Source organism: Hydrogenophaga sp. UC242_53 (assembly GCF_042696965.1).
In the GTDB taxonomy this organism is placed as follows: Bacteria; Pseudomonadota; Gammaproteobacteria; order Burkholderiales; family Burkholderiaceae_C; genus Hydrogenophaga.
This window is the reverse complement of record NZ_CP170552.1, coordinates 1,379,779-1,396,198: the sequence shown is the minus strand read 5'-3', so window position 1 is coordinate 1,396,198 and position 16,420 is coordinate 1,379,779. Positions and strand designations below refer to the sequence as shown.

Sequence of the window (16,420 nt, the reverse complement as noted above, 5' to 3'; positions counted from 1 at the left end):
ATGAATGCATCCATGGCGCGCGTGTTCAAGGGGGTGCTGTTCCCGGCGGCGGTCCTGATCTTCTGGGAGTTCGCGGCCCGCTCCGGGCTGCTCAAGGCCGAGAGCCTGTCGTCCCCGATCGCGATCTTCCGCGCGGCGGTGGGCGTGGTCGCCGACGGCAGCCTGTTCAAGGCCGCGCTGGAGACCTTCGGCGGCGCGGTCGGCGGGCTGGTCGTGGGGGCCACGGCGGGCATCCTGGTCGGTGTGGCCTTCGGCCTCTCGCGCCACCTGTCGCAGCTGATGCGGGTGTCCACCGAGGCGCTGCGGCCCATTCCCTCGGTGGCGCTGATTCCCCTGGCGCTGCTGATCCACGGCTACGGCTTCCAGATGGAGAGCAGCATCGTGGCCTTCTCGTGTTTCTGGCCGCTGCTGATCATCACCGAAAGCGCGGTGCGCGGCATCGAGCCGCGCCTGCTGGAGGTGGCGCACATGCTCAACTTCAGCCTGCGCGAGCGCGTGACCAAGATCGTGCTGCCGGCGGCGCTGCCGCGCATCTTCGTCGGCCTGCGGCTGGCGGCCGCGGTGTCGCTGGTGGTGGCGGTCACGGTGGAGATCACGGCCAACCCGATGGGCCTGGGCTATGCGCTCATCGTCGCGCAGGAGAGCATGCGGCCCGATCGCGTGTTCGCCTTCATCGGCTGGATCGGCCTGATCGGCTGGGCGCTCAACGCTTCGCTGTTGCGCGCGCAGCAGCGCTGGTTCGGGCGCATGGGCAACTGGGCGGAGCAATCGGCATGAAAAAACAACACGGTGTCCTGATGTGGTTCGCCAGCCTGGGCGTGCTCGCCGCGCTGGTCGGCCTGTGGCAGCTCGCCGCGCACCTGGAACTGGTGTCGCCGGTGTTCTTTCCGGCCCCGCTGCGCAGCTTCGAGTCGCTCTGGGACCAGATGGGCACGGCGGACTTCTGGCTCGCGTTTCGCGAAACCCTGCGGCGCATGGTGCTGGGCTTCGTGACCGCCTCGGTCGCGGGCGTCGCGCTGGGCGCGGCGATCGGCCTCTCGCCCCGGCTGCGCGCCTATGTGGAGCCCACGCTGGAGTTGATCCGCCCGCTGCCCGCCTCGGCCATGATCCCGGTCTTCGTGCTGCTGATCGGCCTGAACGACCGCATGATCGTGACGGCGATCGCGTTCTCCTCGCTCTGGCCGGTGCTGCTCAACACGGTGCACGGCTTCAAGACCATCGAGCCCCGGCTGCTGGAGGTGGCGCGCATCCTGCATCTCTCGCGGTTGGAGATGGTCTGGAAGATCGCCCTGCCCAACGCGCTGCCCGACATCTTCGCCGGCCTGCGGCTGGCGCTGACGGTCTCGCTCATCCTCGCGGTGGTGGCCGAGATGCTGGCCGGCACCATCGGCCTGGGCCAGAACATCACGCTGGCCGCGCGCTCCTTCCGCAGCGCCGACCTGTACGCCGGGATCATCGTGCTCGGCGCGGTCGGCTACGTGTCCAACATCCTGCTTCAACGCGCCGAACAGCACCTGCTGCGCTGGCGCACGCCCTGAACCCGGCATCCCCCACCTCAACCACAGGAGACAACCCATGAAATGGCAATACACCAAGGGACTGCACGACATCGGCAATGGCAACTACGCGTGGCTGCTGCCCGACGGCACCTGGGGCTGGAGCAACGCCGGCCTGGTGACCGACAGCGGCGAGTCGCTGCTGGTGGACACCCTGTTCGACCTCAAGCTCACGCGCGAGATGCTGCACGCCATGCGCAACGCGGTGCCCGAGGCCAAGGAGATCGCGCAGGTGGTCAACACCCACGCCAACGGCGACCACTACTTCGGCAACCAGCTGGTGGCCGACTCGGAGATCATCGTCTCGCAGGCCTGCGCCGACGAGATGCTCGCGCACCCGCCCCAGGCCCTGATCGACCGCTTCCGCAACTACAAGGAACTGGGCGACGGCGGCGAATTCCTCATGAAAGCCATGGGCCGCGTGTTCGATTTCCGCGGCATCGTCTACACCCCGCCCACCAAGACCTTCAGCGGCGAGATCGACCTCAAGGTGGGCAACAAGACCGTGAAGCTGGTCGAAGTCGGACCGGCCCACACCAAGGGCGACGTGCTCGCCTACATCCCCGAAGACAAGATCGTCTACACCGGCGACATCCTGTTCAACGGCGGCCACCCCATCGTCTGGGCGGGCCCGGTGGACAACTGGATCCGCGCCTGCGACCTCATGCTCGGCTGGGACGTGGACGTGGTGGTGCCCGGCCATGGCCCGATCACCGACAAGACGGGCGTGCGCGCGCTCAAGCACTACCTGGAGTACGTCAAGGCCGAGGCGCGCAAGCGCTACGACCAGGGCATGACGCTCGAGCAGGCGGTGGACGACATCTCGCTGCGCGAGTTCAACTCGTGGACCGACGCCGAACGCATCTACGTCACCGTCAACAACCTGTACCAGGAGTTCAGCGGCGACACCTCGCCGCCGGACACCGTGAAGCTGTTCGGCCTGATGGCGCACTACGAAGAGCGCCAGCGCAAGCTGCACGGCAACGTGATCGGCTGCGGTCCCAACTGCAACCACGCCAACCACTGAACACCCCTCAGACCACCTCAAGGAGACACACACATGGCCTGGAGAATCCGCCGCGTCGTGACCGGGCACGACGCCCAGGGTCGCTCGACCTTCATCATGGATGGCCTCGCGCCCAACATCAAGGAAATGGCGTCCATGCCGGGCGTGGCCTTGACCGACCTGTGGGAGACCACCACCGCTCCGGCCGACAACACCGGCACGGCGGACGCCGCTGCGCGCCCGGTCAAGCTGGAGCCGCCGCAGGTGGGCAGCATCCTGCGCATCGTGGAGTTTCCGCCCGACACCATGTGGCAGGGCGCCGACGCGGCCAAGGCCTTCGAGTCCATCGGTGCGGGGCACGCGCCCGACGCCCATTCGGACGACCCGATGCGGCACAAGACCAGCACCATCGACTACATCGTGGTGCTCAAGGGCGAGATCTACGCCATCCTGGACACGGGCGAAACGCTGCTCAAGGCCGGGGACATCCTGGTCCAGCGCGGGACCATGCATTCGTGGAGCGTGCGCGGCACCGAGCCCTGCATCGTGGCGGCCATCCTGATCGGCGCCACGCCGCACGCCTGAGCAACGCCCGCCTCCCGCCCGCTCAGGGCGAGGGCGGCATGCCCAGGATGCGCGCGATCAGCTCGCCGGTGGAGTTCACGTCCAGCTTGCGCATCAGGCGCATGCGGTGCGCCTCCACCGTGCGGTGGCTGACGTTGAGGTCCTTGGCGATCTGCTTGCTGGTCAGGCCGGTGATGACCCGGGCCGCGATCTCGCGTTCGCGCGCGGTGAGCGGCGCGTTCACCGGGCGGGCTTCGCTGATGTCGTCGAACACCCAGATCACCGACGCGAAGGGCGATTCCGGCGTGAAGGACCGCCCCGACACCGCGCACCAGAACATGCGCCCGTTGGCGTGCCGCATGATGCGCTGATCCCGGTGGTTGCCGTTCTGCCGCATGCTGACCACCCAGGTCTCGCCGATGTGCTCGAACTCCTCGTGCGAGGGATACAGCATCTCGGTGGATTGCCCGACCAGGGCGCTCACCGGGTAACCGAACATCTCCGACATGGCCCGGTTGCAGCGCTCGATGATGCGCTGGCGGGTCACCATCAGACCGACCGGCGCGAGCTCGAAAATCATTTCGGGCTCGGCGATGGATTCAGACAGGGTCTTGGGCGTCATCGGGCGTCGGGGTGATGGGCCATTATGGCGCAGGGGTTCGGCGCGCCGCCGCCTCGGGGCCGGGCCGAAACAGGCACAATTCCGTCCATGACCGACCGCCCCATCCGCTCACAGTACGAAGATTTCATGCGCCACGTGTTCACCACGGGCGTGCAGAAAACCGATCGCACCGGCACCGGCACCACCAGCGTGTTCGGCCACCAGATGCGCTTCGATCTCAACGAAGGTTTTCCCCTCGTGACCACCAAGAAGGTGTTCACCAAGGCCATCATCGTCGAGCTGCTGTGGTTCCTGCGCGGGGACAGCAACGTGAAGTGGCTGCAGGAGCGCGGCTGCACGATCTGGGACGAGTGGGCGCGCGAAGACGGCGACCTCGGACCGGTGTACGGCGTGCAGTGGCGCAACTGGCCGGCGCCGGACGGGCGCCACATCGACCAGATCAGCGAGGTGGTCAAGCAGCTCAAGACCAACCCCGACTCGCGCCGCATCATCGTGAGCGCCTGGAACGTGGCCGACCTCGACAAGATGGCCCTGATGCCCTGCCACGCGTTCTTCCAGTTCTACGTGGCCGACGGCAAGCTGAGCTGCCAGCTCTACCAGCGCAGCGCCGACATTTTCCTGGGCGTGCCGTTCAACATCGCCAGCTACGCGCTGCTCACCCACATGCTGGCGCAGCAGTGCGACCTGGAAGTGGGCGAATTCATCTGGACCGGCGGCGACTGCCACATCTACAGCAACCACCACGAGCAGGTGCAGACGCAGCTCGCGCGCGCCCCGCACCCCTACCCCACGCTGCGCATCAAGCGCCGCCCCGCATCGATCTTCGACTACGAGCTCGACGACTTCGAGATCCTCGACTACCAGCACCATCCCGCCATCAAGGCGCCGGTGGCGGTCTGAGCCCGCGCCCGCCGCGGACCACGTGATCACCCGCCGCCAGCTCTGGGCGCTGCTCGCCCTCACGCTCATGTGGGGCGTGAACTGGCCCATGATGAAGCTCTCGCTGCAGGAGCTCACGCCGCTGTATTTCCGCGCCAGCACCATGATGCTGGGCGCGCTCGGCCTGTTCATCTACGTCGCCCGCCGGGGCGAGCGCATGCGCCCCACGCGCGCCGAATGGGCCGCCATCGCCTGGCTCGGCCTGCCCAACGTGCTGGGCTGGCACACGCTCTCGATCTTCGGCGTGCAGGAACTCGCCTCCGGCCGCGCGGCCATCCTGGGCTTCACCATGCCGATCTTCACGGTGCTGATCGGCGCGGCCTTCTTCGGCGAGCGCATCACGCCGCGCGTGCGCACGGCCGTGGTGTGCGCGGGCATCGCCATCGCGCTGCTGCTGTGGCACGAGCTGCAAAGCCTGAGCGGCCGGCCCACCGGCATCGCGTGGATGCTGGGCGCCGCCTTCTGCTGGGGCGTGGGCACGCTGCAGTTCCGCCGCGCCCACCTCACGCTCTCGCCCATGGTGGTCACGGTCTGGATGCTGCTGCTGGGCAGCGGTGTGGTGGGGGCGCTGGCCCTCGCGCTGGAACCGGTGCCCCGGCTGGCGGGCTTTTCGGTGCCGATGTGGATCAGCCTGCTGTATGGCGTGTGCATCAACTACGGTGTGGCGCAGTTGATCTGGTTCGGCATGGCGCGCAACCTGCCGCCGGCCACCAGCGCCATGAGCGTGATGGCGATCCCGCTGGTGGGCACGCTGAGCGCGACCTTCATCGTGGGCGAGGTGCCGCACTGGCAGGACTGGGTCGCCATCGGCTTCGTGATGATGGCCATCGCCAGTGTGCTCTGGCGCAGCCCGGCCTGCTCTGCCGGCGGCACAATAGGCGCATGCCCCAGCCCACCACCCGATTGCACCTCATCTTCGCGCGCGCCGCCAATGGCGTGATCGGCAAGGACAACGCCCTGCCCTGGCACCTGCCGGAGGACATGGCGCACTTCAAGCGCACCACGCTCGGCCACCCCGTGATCATGGGCCGCAAGACCTGGGATTCGCTGCCACCCAAATTCCGCCCGCTGCCGGGCCGACTCAACATCGTCGTCACGCGCGACACCGCCTGGCAGGCCGAAGGCGCTGCCCGGGCGAACTCGCTGCCCGAAGCCGTGTCGCTGTGCCCCGCAGGCTCGGACGCCTGGGTGATCGGCGGCGCACAGATCTACGCCACCGCCCTGCCGCTGGCCGACACCGCCGTGGTCACCGAGATCGCACGCGATTTCGAGGGCGATGCGCACGCACCCGTGTTCGGCCCCGAATGGCAGGAGACCGCGCGCGAAACCCACACGGCCGCCAACGGCCTGCCCTTCGCGTTCGTCAGCTACACCCGGGCCACGACGCGGTAGACGCAGCGCGATGCCCCCGCGAGCACGTGCTGCTCGCGCGTGACGCGGCCGTCGCCGCCGATGATGTCCTGGAACAGCAGCAGCTCCGAGCGGCAGAAGCCCTGGCAACTGCGCGCCGCGGCGCAGATCGGGCAGTGGTCCTCGATCAGCAGCCAGTCCTTGCCATCGCGCTCGACGCGCGCCATGTAGCCCTCTTCGCTGCGCACCACCGCGAGCTGCTCCAGGCGCTTCGCCATGGTCTTGCCGTTGCAGCGCTGCCGATACAGCGTGCGGGCATCGGCTTCGCGTTGCGAGATCAGCCGCTCCAGGCCCTGCTCGCCAAACAGCTGCCGCACCGAGCCGATCAACTGCACCGTCAGCTGCGCATGGGTGTCGGGAAAACGACGATGCCCGGCCTCGGTCAGCGCCCAGTTCTGCCGGGGCCGACCGACGCCGACCGCAGCTTCCTGCACGCCCTCGAGCACGCCCGCCGCGACCAGTTTCTGCACCTGCTGGCGCGCCGCTTCGGGCGTCAGGCCCAGCGCCTGCGCCAGCCGGGCGGTAGAGGTCGGCCCCCTGGACTTGATGAGGAACAGAAGGCGATCCGCCGTCGGCGATGCACCCGGAATATCCAGGTCTTTACTTGCATAAACCATGGCGCAATCCTAATATGCAAACAATCACTTGGATAATAACCGCGCCACCGCGCCACCGCGCCACCGCGCCACCGCGCCACCGCGCCACCGCGCCACCGCGCCACCGCGCCACCGCGCCACCGCGCACTGTCGAGAATCACGCATGTCTTCCCTGACCGCCCCTTTACCCGCAACGGCTTCCTGGGGCGATCTGCTCAAGGGCAAGAACGGCTGGCTCGCACTGGCCCTGACCGGTGGCGTGGCCCTGCACGCCATCAACGTGCACATCGTTACCACTGTGCTGCCTTCCGTGGTGCAGGACATCGGCGGACTGGACTGGTACGCCTGGAACACCACCTTGTTCGTGGTGGCCTCCATCATCGGCGCCGCACTCTCGGTGCGCGTGCTGTCCTCGCTCGGGCCCCGCGGCGCCTGCCTCGCGGCGCTGGGCCTGTTCGCCCTCGGCTCGGCCGTGTGCGCCAGCGCCGGCTCCATGGGCGGGATGCTGATCGGCCGCAGCGTGCAGGGCCTGGGCGGCGGCACCCTGGCGGCCCTGAGCTACGCCCTCATCCGCGTGGTGTTCGAGCCGGCCCTGTGGTTGCGCGCGGTGGCCCTGGTCTCCGGCATGTGGGGCATCGCCACGCTGTGCGGCCCGGCGGCGGGCGGGCTGTTCGCCGAGGCCGGCCACTGGCGCTCGGCGTTCTGGATCCTGCTGCCGATCTCGCTGCTGCAGGCGCTGGTGGTGATGGTGCAGCTGCGCCCCGCGCCCGGCGCCGCACCGAGCCGTGGGCAAAAACCAGAGGTGCCGTTGGTGCAGGTGGGGCTTCTCGCCGGCTCGGTGCTGCTGATCGCGGCGGGAAGCCTGTCGCCGCAGTTGCTGTGGCAAGGCCTGGGTGTGGCCGGTGGCCTGGCCCTGGGCGCCGCCGCCGTCGCGGTGGACCGCCAGGCGGCGGTGCGCCTGCTGCCTTCGGGGGCGACGGCACTGGGCTCGCCGCTGGGCTCGGTGTACGCCATCGTGGCGCTGCTGCTGGTGGGCATGACGACCGAGATCTACGTGCCCTACTTCCTGCAGGTGCTGCACGGCTACACGCCGCTGGCGGCGGGTTACCTCACCGCGGCCATGGCGGCCGGCTGGAGCGCGGGCTCCTTGCTGTCGTCGGGGCGCGGTGGTGCCGCTGCCGCCCGGCTGCTGCGCGTCGGTCCGCTGTTGACCACCCTCAGCCTGCTGGCCCTGGCGGTGGTGATACCGGTCGGCGCGGACCTGAGCCCCGGCGCGCGCCTGCTGCTTTGCGGCCTGCCCCTGGCCGGTGCCGGGGCCGGCGTGGGCATCGGCTGGCCCCATCTGCTGAACCGCGTGCTGAACCTCGCGCCCCCCGGGGAAGGCGGCATGGCGTCGGCCGCCATCACCACCATCCAGCTCTACGGCATGGCCGTGGGCGCGGCGGTGGCCGGTCTGGTGGCGAACGCCGCGGGCCTCAGCGACCCGGGCGGCCCGGCCGGTGCGCGCGCCGCCGCGGTCTGGCTGTTCGCGAGCTTCGCCCTGGCGCCGGCCCTGGCGACGCTGCTGGCCCGCCGCATCACGCGCGCACCGGGCAGCCACCCATGAGGAGACGCCATGCGCGAACGGCTCGAGAAAATGCTGGCCGAGGGCCGTGACAACGCCCTGTTGCGCTTCGGCCTGGGCCAGGCCTGCCTCAAGGACGAGGACGCCGAAGCCGCGGCGCTGCATCTGACGCAGGCGACGGCGCAGAACCCGCGCCACTCGGCCGCCTGGAAACTGCTCGGTGTGGCGCTCCGCCGGCTCGACCGCCTGGACGCGGCCGAAGCGGCCTGGACCCAGGGCCTGGTGGTGGCCGAACAGCAAGGCGACCACCAGTCGGTCAAGGAAATGACGGTCTTCCTCAAGCGCCTGCGGCGGCCCACACCGGGGTGACGGGCTCGCCCGGTCGGGCCGCGGTTCATCGCATACTTGGCACTTCCGGCCGCATGGCTGGCATGCACCAACACGCTGATCAACCACCACGATGGGTCCACCATGAAACTCGCCACCTGGAACATCAACTCCCTCTCCGTGCGCCTGCCTCAGGTGCTCGACTGGCTGGCCGCCAATCCCGTCGACGCGCTGGGCCTGCAGGAACTCAAACTCGTGGACGAGAAGTTCCCGCACGACGCGCTCAAGGAAGCCGGCTACCACGCCGCTGTCTTCGGCCAGAAGACCTACAACGGCGTGGCGATCCTGAGCCGCAACCCCGTCACCAACATCGTGCGCAACATCCCCCGGCACACCGACGACCAGTCGCGTGTGATCGCCGCGACGCTGGACACGCCCGAAGGCCCGCTGCGCCTGGTCAACTGCTATTTCGTCAACGGCCAGGCACCGGGCACCGACAAGTTCGCCTACAAGATGCTCTGGCTGGAGGCGCTGCACCGCTGGCTGCAGGAAGAACTGAAGGTGCACCAGCGCCTCGTGCTGCTGGGTGATTTCAACGTGGCGCCGGAAGACCGCGACTCGTTCGACCCCGTCGGCCTGAAAGACACCATCCACCACACGGTCGAAGAGCGCGCGCATTTCCAGGCCTTGCTCGACCTGGGATTGACGGACGCCTACCGCCTGTTCGAGCAACCGGAGAAAAGCTACTCGTGGTGGGACTACCGCATGCTGGGCTTCCAGAAGAACCGGGGGCTGCGCATCGACCACATTCTGGTGAGCGAGGCGCTGCGCGGCCGCGTGGCGGCCTGCCACATCGACCGCCTGCCGCGCAAGAACCCGCAGCCCAGCGACCACGCACCGGTGGTGGTCACGCTGGGCTGAGCCCGTTCACTCGAGGTTCAGTTCCTGGATCTTGCGGGTGATGGTGTTGCGGCCGATGCCGAGCTTGTGCGCGGCCTCGATGCGGCGCCCACGCGTGTTCGCCAGCGCGGTCTGGATCAGGCGCGTTTCGAAGCGGCGCGTGAGCACGTCCCACACATCGGTGCGGCCGTCTTCGAGCAAGGCCTGGGCCTCGGCCTGCAGGCCACTCTCCCAGGCCAGAGGCGCCGCCCGGGCGGTCTCCGCCTCGGGTGAGGCGACGGCCGATTCGGCGTGGGCAATGGCCGCCGAACTGCCTGCGTAGACGGGCTCGGGCACGGCAGGCGCCATGAGGCCGGTCGGCAGGGAAGACACCACCGGGGCTTCCGAGGCGGCCGGGTGGGCCACGGCGGGAGCCGTACCGCTCATGGACAACACCTCGGGCGGCAGGTCCTTGAGTTCGATCACCTGGGCCGGGGCCATCACCGTGAGCCAGTGGCAGACGTTTTCCAGCTGGCGCACATTGCCGGGGAAGTCGAAGGCGCCGAGCAGCTTCAAGGCCGCCTCGGAAATGCGCTTGGGCTCCACGCCCAGCTGTTTGGCGCTTTGCTGCAGGAAGAAGCGCGTGAGCATGGGCACGTCTTCGCGCCGCTCGCGCAGCGCGGGCAGGCGCAGGCGGATCACGTTGAGGCGGTGGAACAAGTCTTCGCGGAACACGCCTTCCTTGACGCGCTGCTCCAGGTTCTGGTGGGTGGCGGCGATCACGCGCACGTTGGCGCGCACGGCGCTGTGGCCGCCCACGCGGTAGAAGTGGCCGTCGGACAGCACGCGCAGCAGGCGCGTCTGCAGGTCGAACGGCATGTCGCCGATTTCGTCGAGGAACAGCGTACCGCCATCGGCCTGCTCGAAGCGGCCCCGGCGCATGGTCTGCGCGCCGGTGAAGGCCCCACGCTCGTGGCCGAACAGTTCCGACTCCAGCAGGTCCTTGGGGATGGCTGCGGTGTTGATGGCCACGAAGGGCCCGGCCGCGCGCGGCGAATGCTTGTGCAGCGCGCGCGCCACCAGCTCCTTGCCCGAACCCGACTCGCCGGTGATCAGCACCGTGACCTGGCTCTGGCTCAGGCGCCCGATGGCGCGGAACACGTCCTGCATCGCGGGCGCCTGGCCGAGCATTTCGGGCGCGGCGCTCATGCGCTCCTCGGCCACTTCCTCGCGCAGGCTTTCGTCCACCGCACGGCGGATCAGCTCGACCGCCTTGGGCAGATCGAAGGGCTTGGGCAGGTATTCGAAGGCACCGCCCTGGAAGGCCGAGACCGCACTGTCCAGGTCGGAGAACGCGGTCATGATGATGACCGGCAGGCCGGGCAGCTTTTCCTTGACCTTCTCCAGCAGCTCCAGCCCCGAACCGCCGGGCATGCGGATGTCGCTCACCAGGATCTGGGGGCCCTCGTGTTCGGGCGTGTCGATCAGGGCCTTGAGCACGTCCTGCGGGTTGGTGAAACTGCGCGTGGGCAGGTTCTCGCGCAGCAGCGCCTTTTCGAGCACGAAGCGAATCGATTGGTCGTCGTCCACTATCCAGATCGGCTTCATTGAGTTGTCTTCCCTTCTTGTGGCGCGGCGTTCGACGGTCGGTGACGGCTAGGGCAACGGAATCAGAATCTTGAAATCCGTCTCGTTCGGCACGCTCTCACACTCGATCAATCCATGGTGCTGCTGGACAAAGGTCTGCGCCAGCGTGAGCCCCAGGCCGGAGCCGCCATCCCGCCCCGACACGAGCGGGAAAAAGATGCGGTCCTTGATCGAGTCTGGAACGCCAGGCCCGTTGTCGATCACATGCAATTCCAGTGCCAGCCGATAGCGCTGTTTACCAAACGTCACCTGTCGGCCCACGCGCGTGCGGAACACGATGCGCGCATCGCCCGCCGCGATGCGTTCGCTCAGCGCCTGCGCGGCGTTGTGCGCGATGTTGAGCACGGCCTGGATGAGCTGCTCGCGATCGCCGCGGAACTCGGGGATGGAGGTGTCGTAGTCGCGCACGACCTTCAAGCCCTTGGGAAACTCGGCCAGGATGAGCGAGCGCACGCGCTCGCACACCTCGTGGATGTTCACGTCGCCCACCACGTGAGGCCGGCGGTGCGGCGCGAGCAGGCGGTCCACCAGCGACTGCAGCCGATCCGCCTCGTGGATGATGACCTGGGTGTACTCGATCAACTCGCGGGACTCCAGCTCCATCTGCAGCAACTGGGCCGCACCGCGAATGCCGCCGAGCGGGTTCTTGATCTCGTGCGCGAGGTTGCGGATGAGTTCCTTGTTCGCCTGCGCCTGATCGATCAGCCGCTCTTCGCGCTCCTGGCGCGCCTGCTGCTCCAGCGGCAGCAGCTCGACGATCACCTCACCCGGGTTGTCGGTCTGCGCCACCACCACGTGCACCGGCAGGGCTTCGTGGTTGAGGCGCTTGAGCCAGGCGTCGTAGCGCAGCGCGGCGAACTGGTTGCCGCTCGCGCCCTGCAAGGCGTTTTCCAGCAGCGGGGGTTCGGTGAAGCAGTCCTGCAGCAGCGCGCCCGTGATGCTGCGTCGGGACATCCCCAGCGCATCCTCCAGCGCCGCGTTGGCGTAGAGCACGCCACCGTGCTGATCCACCACGGCCACCAGGGTGCGCCAGCAGGTCGAGGGACTGGAAACGGGACGACACCGAGGGGGACTTGCGTCCGGCAGCCGACCCGTCCGGGTCGGCCGGGGCCCGGCGCGGGAAAGTGGGAAGAAGGGAGGGGAAGTTGGGCTTTTTCAAGCCGGTCATTTTGCGGCAGAACCGACGGCGTTGGCGGACCCCGGCAGTCGATTCAATTCGCGCTGCAGGCCGGCGACGTCGCTCTCGGCGCGCGCCACGGCGGCCTTGAGTTCGGCCACGCGGTCGAGGTAGCGCTGGTAGTTGCGCGACTCGATGCCCTGCTTCTCGGGCTCGCCGTTGGCGTACTCCTTGCGCGCGAGCGCCAGGCGCTCTTGCGCCTTGCGCAGTTCGGCCTCGAGGATGGCGCGCGCATCGCTGTCGCGCGCGCGCTGCGCGGCCGAGTCGACGCGTTCGTTGGCGCTGCCGTTGCGTGGGGCGGCCGCTGCGGGCGTGGCGCGCGGCGGCGTGGGCCGGGTGCCTTCGATGATGGTGATGTTGCCGCCCTCCATGGGGCTGCAACCCTTGGACTTGGCCACCTGCGCGTCGTTCGTGTATTCGTTGCCGCAACGGTAGATGCGCGCCTGGGCATGGGCTTCCAGGACGCACAGCGCGAGCGTTGCGCACGGCCAGCGACCGGATCGTGAGTGAAGGCATCGGATTCAAGGTGACATCAACTCCAGGAAACGGTTTGGGGTATGGGCGGGCGCACCGATATGCGTTTTTCAGTATGACCGAAAACTGTTTCAAAAGTGCCGTGCCAGCGTGTGAACGGTGGCGATTGACCGCCCGAGCAACAAAAAGGGGCCACTTGCATGGCCCCTTTCGGGATGGCCCTGGCAGCCCGGCAGAGCCGGGCAAGCCATCACAGGCTGTAGTACATGTCGAACTCGACCGGGTGCGGCGCCATGCGGAAACGCGTGACTTCGCCCATCTTGAGTTCGATGTAGGCGTCGAGCATGGAGTCGGTGAACACACCGCCCTTGGTCAGGAAGCTGCGGTCCTTGTCGAGGTACTCCAGCGCCTGGTCGAGGCTGTGGCACACGGTGGGCACCAGCTTGTCCTCTTCGGGCGGCAGGTGGTACAGGTCCTTGGTGGCGGCTTCGCCCGGGTGGATCTTGTTTTCCACGCCGTCCAGACCCGCCATCATCAGGGCCGAGAAGGCCAGGTAGGGGTTGGCCGAAGGATCTGGGAAACGCGCTTCGATGCGGCGGCCCTTGGGGTTCGCCACGTACGGGATGCGGATCGAGGCAGAACGGTTGCGGGCCGAGTAGGCCAGCTTCACCGGGGCTTCGAAGCCAGGCACCAGGCGCTTGTAGGAGTTGGTGCCAGGGTTGGTGATGGCGTTGAGCGCACGGGCGTGCTTGATGATGCCGCCCACGTAGTACAGGGCGAAATCGCTCAGGCCGGCGTAGCCGTCACCGGCGAACAGGTTCTTGCCGTCCTTCCAGATCGACTGGTGCACGTGCATGCCGCTGCCGTTGTCGCCGGCGTAGGGCTTGGGCATGAAGGTCGCGGTCTTGCCGTAGGCGTTGGCGACGTTCCACACCACGTACTTGAGCACCTGCGTCCAGTCGGCGCGCTCGACCAGCGTGCTGAACTTGGTGCCGATTTCGTTCTGGCCAGCGCCCGCCACTTCGTGGTGGAACACTTCAACCGGGATGCCCAGCGATTCGAGGATCAGGGACATCTCGGCGCGCATGTCCTGCGTGCTGTCGACCGGGGGCACGGGGAAGTAGCCGCCTTTGACGGTGGGACGGTGGCCGCGGTTGCCGCCTTCGAGCTTGGCGCCGCTGTTCCAGGGAGCTTCGTACTCCTCGATCTCGCACATCACGCGGCCGGGTTCGTTGCTCCAGCGCACGCCGTCGAAGATGAAGAATTCAGGTTCCGGTCCGAAGAAGGCGGTGTCGCCCAGGCCGGAGGCCTTGAGGTAGGCCTCGGCGCGCTTGGCGATGGAACGCGGATCGCGGTCGTAGGCCTTGCCGTCGCCCGGCTCGATCACGTCGCATTGCAGGAACAGCGTGGTTTCTTCGAAGAAGGGGTCGATGTTGGCGGTATTGGGGTCGGGCATGAGCTGCATGTCGGAGGCTTCGATGCCCTTCCAGCCAGCCACCGAAGAACCGTCGAACGCGTGGCCCGAGCTGAACTTGTCTTCGTCGAAGTGAGACACGGGCACGGTGACGTGCTGTTCTTTGCCCCGGGTGTCGGTGAAGCGGAAGTCAACGAACTTCACTTCGTTGTCTTTCACCATTTGCATCACGTCTGCGACGGTCTTGGCCATCAAATACTCCTGTAGCTGGGTGAGTGGAAAAATTGAAAACGACGCTGCTGATAAGCAGAATGTGTGCCACAAAGTGGGTCATGCGCGGGCGCTGGCTCCCCCGGCTTCACGGGACAGCGGGAATTATGGCCCAGCCATGCGCCACAAAGGGTCGGCCGGCAGGCATCGAAGCCCTGGGAAGACCGTGCGTTGCACCTTGTCGGGCGTTATCGCCCCCGGTCGCACCCATTGGGTGCACCCGTCAATTGCACCGATTTGGTGCAACTCAATTTCGCACCATTTCAGGGCCCAGCTTCGCGTCGTGCCGATGCAGGCCCGCGAGCAGCTGGGCGTAGGCCGGCGCCACCGCCTCGGTGGCGCCCTTCACCCCCAGTTCGATGTGCCGGCCGTACTCAGGGTGGTCCACGCTGGGCAGGCTGAAGACCTTCACGGCATGGGCCTGCTCGATCTGCTCCATGAGCGGGGTCAGGGTGGCCTCCATGGCGCCGAACACGATCACCGAACGCTCCTGCCAGGCGCCCTGGCGATGCCATTGCGCGTACTCGGTATCGAGCACGCCTTCGATCATGGGCCAGGCCATGACGGGGAAGCCGGGCACGAAATGCACGCTGCCGCCCCCCGCCCCGTCGCAGCTGAAACCGGGGATCTTGTTGTACGGGTTGAGGATGAGGCGAGCGCCCACGGGAAACACGCCCATGTTGTAGCGGTGCACGTTGTCCGGCCGCTCGGGATCGAAGACCTCGCCACGCTCGGCGGCCGTGTCTCGCATGCGGGACTCGATCAGTTCCTTGGCCTGCGGGTGCAGGGCCAGGTCCACGCCCAGCGCGGCGGCGGCGCACTGGCGCGTGTGGTCGTCGGGCGTGGCGCCAATGCCGCCGCAGCAGAACACGGCGTCGCTGCCCGCGAACGCGTCGCTCAGCGTGGCGGTGATGCGGTCGCGATCGTCGCCGACCAGCTTGGCCCAGGACAGGGTCAGGCCGCGCTGCGCCAGCAACTCGATGATCTTGGGAAGGTGTTTGTCGCTGCGCTTGCCGGAAAGGATCTCGTCACCAACGATGATCAGGCCGAAGGTGGGTGTCATGAAAGGGTGGGTGGCTGGTTGAATGAGGACCCTGGTTCCTGGGCAGGCAAGGTCAATGGGGCCGGTGGGCTGGGTTCGGCGTCCCGCACCTCCACCGTGGCCTGCGCGCGCTGGCGCTGCAGCACGGTCAGGCAGAAATGGGCGAACCAGAGCGAGGCGAATGCGAACACCAGGGTGTAGATCCAGATCGCCACAGGCACCAGCAAGGGGGCCAGTGCAATGAACATCGCACCCGAAGCCCACAGCAGGCTGGGCGCGGCGCCCAGGTAGCCGCTGAGCACGCCCATGACGAGCAGGCTGCCGCGGTGCTCGCGCAGGATGGCCTTGCGCTCGTCGCCGCTGGCGTGCGTGGCCAGCGCGTCGAACGCGAACACCCGGTAGGTGAGCCAGCCCCAGATCAGCGGCGGAAGAATGAGCACCAGGGGTGGCACCAGCCACAGCGGCATGGACACGATCAAGGCCAGCACCGCGAGCAGCGTGGAGCCGAGCGACCACAACACGCTCACCAGCAGAGACCCACCGTGCTTGCGCTCCAGGCTGGGAAAGCGGCGCTGGCGCAACCAGCTCCACCATGGCGGGCGTCATGAACATCGCCACCAGCAACAGGCACAACAGCACGATGACGGGGGTGCGCAGCACCAGCACCAGCAGCGGCGCGAACACGGTGCGCAGCGAGCCCAGGCCCAGGCGCTCCAGCCAACCGAGGAACATCTGGATGAGGTCAAACGCCTCCAGCCACGCCGCCACCGAGGCCACGGCGTTTTCCCAGAAGAAGTAACCCAGGCCGAACGACAGCACCACCATCAGGATCAGCGGGAGAAACGACAGTGCGATCACCCGCGGATGCATGCAATAGGCGATGGCGCGCCAGAAGGAATCGAACAGCAAGGACATGCCGGCAAGAATACATCC

16 protein-coding genes and 2 pseudogenes are annotated in these 16,420 nt (G+C 67.7%); 10 read left to right on the top strand and 8 right to left on the bottom strand.

The window, feature by feature from the left end; all coding sequences use genetic code 11:
* From ACFJI0_RS07185 to ACFJI0_RS07170, 4 genes are read left to right on the top strand one after another with little or no spacing between them, the layout of a single operon-like run.
* Entirely contained in the window at positions 1-777 is a 777-nt protein-coding gene (locus tag ACFJI0_RS07185) for an ABC transporter permease (RefSeq protein ID WP_382323939.1), read from the top strand.
* Positions 774-1,538: an ABC transporter permease gene (locus ACFJI0_RS07180; protein WP_382323938.1), complete on the top strand. Its 765-nt coding sequence runs from the start codon at positions 774-776 to the stop codon at positions 1,536-1,538. The genes ACFJI0_RS07185 and ACFJI0_RS07180 overlap by 4 nt, the downstream gene beginning before the upstream one ends.
* A gap of 37 nt (positions 1,539-1,575) precedes the next feature.
* Complete coding sequence (locus tag ACFJI0_RS07175; protein WP_382159061.1) at positions 1,576-2,583, top strand: MBL fold metallo-hydrolase; 1,008 nt, start codon at positions 1,576-1,578, stop codon at positions 2,581-2,583.
* A gap of 33 nt (positions 2,584-2,616) precedes the next feature.
* Entirely contained in the window at positions 2,617-3,147 is a 531-nt protein-coding gene (locus ACFJI0_RS07170; protein ID WP_382159062.1) for a cupin domain-containing protein, read from the top strand.
* A 22-nt stretch (positions 3,148-3,169) separates the two neighbouring features.
* Here the strand turns inward: ACFJI0_RS07170 and ACFJI0_RS07165 are convergent, their stop codons facing one another.
* Positions 3,170-3,748: a LuxR C-terminal-related transcriptional regulator gene (locus ACFJI0_RS07165; RefSeq protein WP_382323937.1), complete on the bottom strand. Its 579-nt coding sequence runs from the start codon at positions 3,746-3,748 to the stop codon at positions 3,170-3,172.
* 87 nt (positions 3,749-3,835) lie between these two features.
* On the opposite strand from ACFJI0_RS07165, the gene ACFJI0_RS07160 reads away from it, so the two are divergent.
* Genes ACFJI0_RS07160 through ACFJI0_RS07150 form a run of 3 tightly spaced genes read left to right on the top strand, consistent with a single transcriptional unit; the run spans position 3,836 to position 6,079 of the window.
* Positions 3,836-4,648, top strand: a complete 813-nt coding sequence (locus ACFJI0_RS07160) for a thymidylate synthase (protein WP_382159065.1) — start codon at positions 3,836-3,838, stop codon at positions 4,646-4,648.
* Positions 4,649-4,670: 22 nt separating this feature from the next.
* A complete protein-coding gene (locus tag ACFJI0_RS07155) occupies positions 4,671-5,627 on the top strand; it encodes a DMT family transporter (protein WP_382323936.1) in 957 nt (318 codons plus the stop codon).
* Entirely contained in the window at positions 5,570-6,079 is a 510-nt protein-coding gene (locus ACFJI0_RS07150; RefSeq protein ID WP_382323935.1) for a dihydrofolate reductase, read from the top strand. Before ACFJI0_RS07155 ends, ACFJI0_RS07150 begins: the two co-directional genes overlap by 58 nt.
* Here ACFJI0_RS07150 and ACFJI0_RS07145 read toward each other — a convergent pair.
* Positions 6,055-6,714 (bottom strand): helix-turn-helix transcriptional regulator, encoded by a 660-nt coding sequence (locus tag ACFJI0_RS07145; RefSeq protein ID WP_382323934.1) that lies wholly within the window; start codon positions 6,712-6,714, stop codon positions 6,055-6,057. The two genes, ACFJI0_RS07150 and ACFJI0_RS07145, sit on opposite strands and share 25 nt — an antisense overlap.
* A gap of 142 nt (positions 6,715-6,856) precedes the next feature.
* Between ACFJI0_RS07145 and ACFJI0_RS07140 the strand changes: the two genes are divergently transcribed.
* The 3 genes from ACFJI0_RS07140 (at position 6,857) to xth (ending at position 9,505) form a co-directional block, all read left to right on the top strand.
* Positions 6,857-8,299: an MFS transporter gene (locus ACFJI0_RS07140; protein ID WP_382323933.1), complete on the top strand. Its 1,443-nt coding sequence runs from the start codon at positions 6,857-6,859 to the stop codon at positions 8,297-8,299.
* A gap of 9 nt (positions 8,300-8,308) precedes the next feature.
* On the top strand, positions 8,309-8,626 hold the full coding sequence (locus ACFJI0_RS07135) for a tetratricopeptide repeat protein (protein ID WP_382323932.1): 318 nt from the start codon (positions 8,309-8,311) through the stop codon (positions 8,624-8,626).
* Between the two features lie 102 nt (positions 8,627-8,728).
* Positions 8,729-9,505, top strand: a complete 777-nt coding sequence (gene xth / locus ACFJI0_RS07130) for an exodeoxyribonuclease III (protein ID WP_382323931.1) — start codon at positions 8,729-8,731, stop codon at positions 9,503-9,505.
* 6 nt (positions 9,506-9,511) lie between these two features.
* Here xth and ntrC read toward each other — a convergent pair whose 3' ends face one another.
* The 6 genes and pseudogenes from ntrC to ACFJI0_RS07100 form a co-directional block, all read right to left on the bottom strand.
* Positions 9,512-11,071, bottom strand: coding sequence for a nitrogen regulation protein NR(I) (ntrC, locus tag ACFJI0_RS07125; RefSeq protein WP_382323930.1), 1,560 nt, complete (start codon positions 11,069-11,071; stop codon positions 9,512-9,514).
* Between the two features lie 48 nt (positions 11,072-11,119).
* Positions 11,120-12,278: pseudogene (gene glnL / locus ACFJI0_RS07120) on the bottom strand (nitrogen regulation protein NR(II)).
* The gene (locus ACFJI0_RS07115; protein ID WP_382323929.1) at positions 12,275-12,685 is read right to left on the bottom strand and encodes a hypothetical protein; all 411 of its coding nucleotides are present in this window, start codon (positions 12,683-12,685) and stop codon (positions 12,275-12,277) included. The pseudogene glnL and the gene ACFJI0_RS07115 overlap by 4 nt, the downstream one beginning before the upstream one ends.
* A gap of 326 nt (positions 12,686-13,011) precedes the next feature.
* Positions 13,012-14,427, bottom strand: a complete 1,416-nt coding sequence (gene glnA / locus ACFJI0_RS07110; RefSeq protein ID WP_291114810.1) for a type I glutamate--ammonia ligase — start codon at positions 14,425-14,427, stop codon at positions 13,012-13,014.
* Between the two features lie 265 nt (positions 14,428-14,692).
* Positions 14,693-15,508, bottom strand: a complete 816-nt coding sequence (locus tag ACFJI0_RS07105; protein ID WP_382159086.1) for a competence/damage-inducible protein A — start codon at positions 15,506-15,508, stop codon at positions 14,693-14,695.
* A pseudogene (locus ACFJI0_RS07100) lies at positions 15,505-16,402 on the bottom strand (EI24 domain-containing protein). The gene ACFJI0_RS07105 and the pseudogene ACFJI0_RS07100 overlap by 4 nt, the downstream one beginning before the upstream one ends.
* Positions 16,403-16,420: the final 18 nt, after the last annotated feature.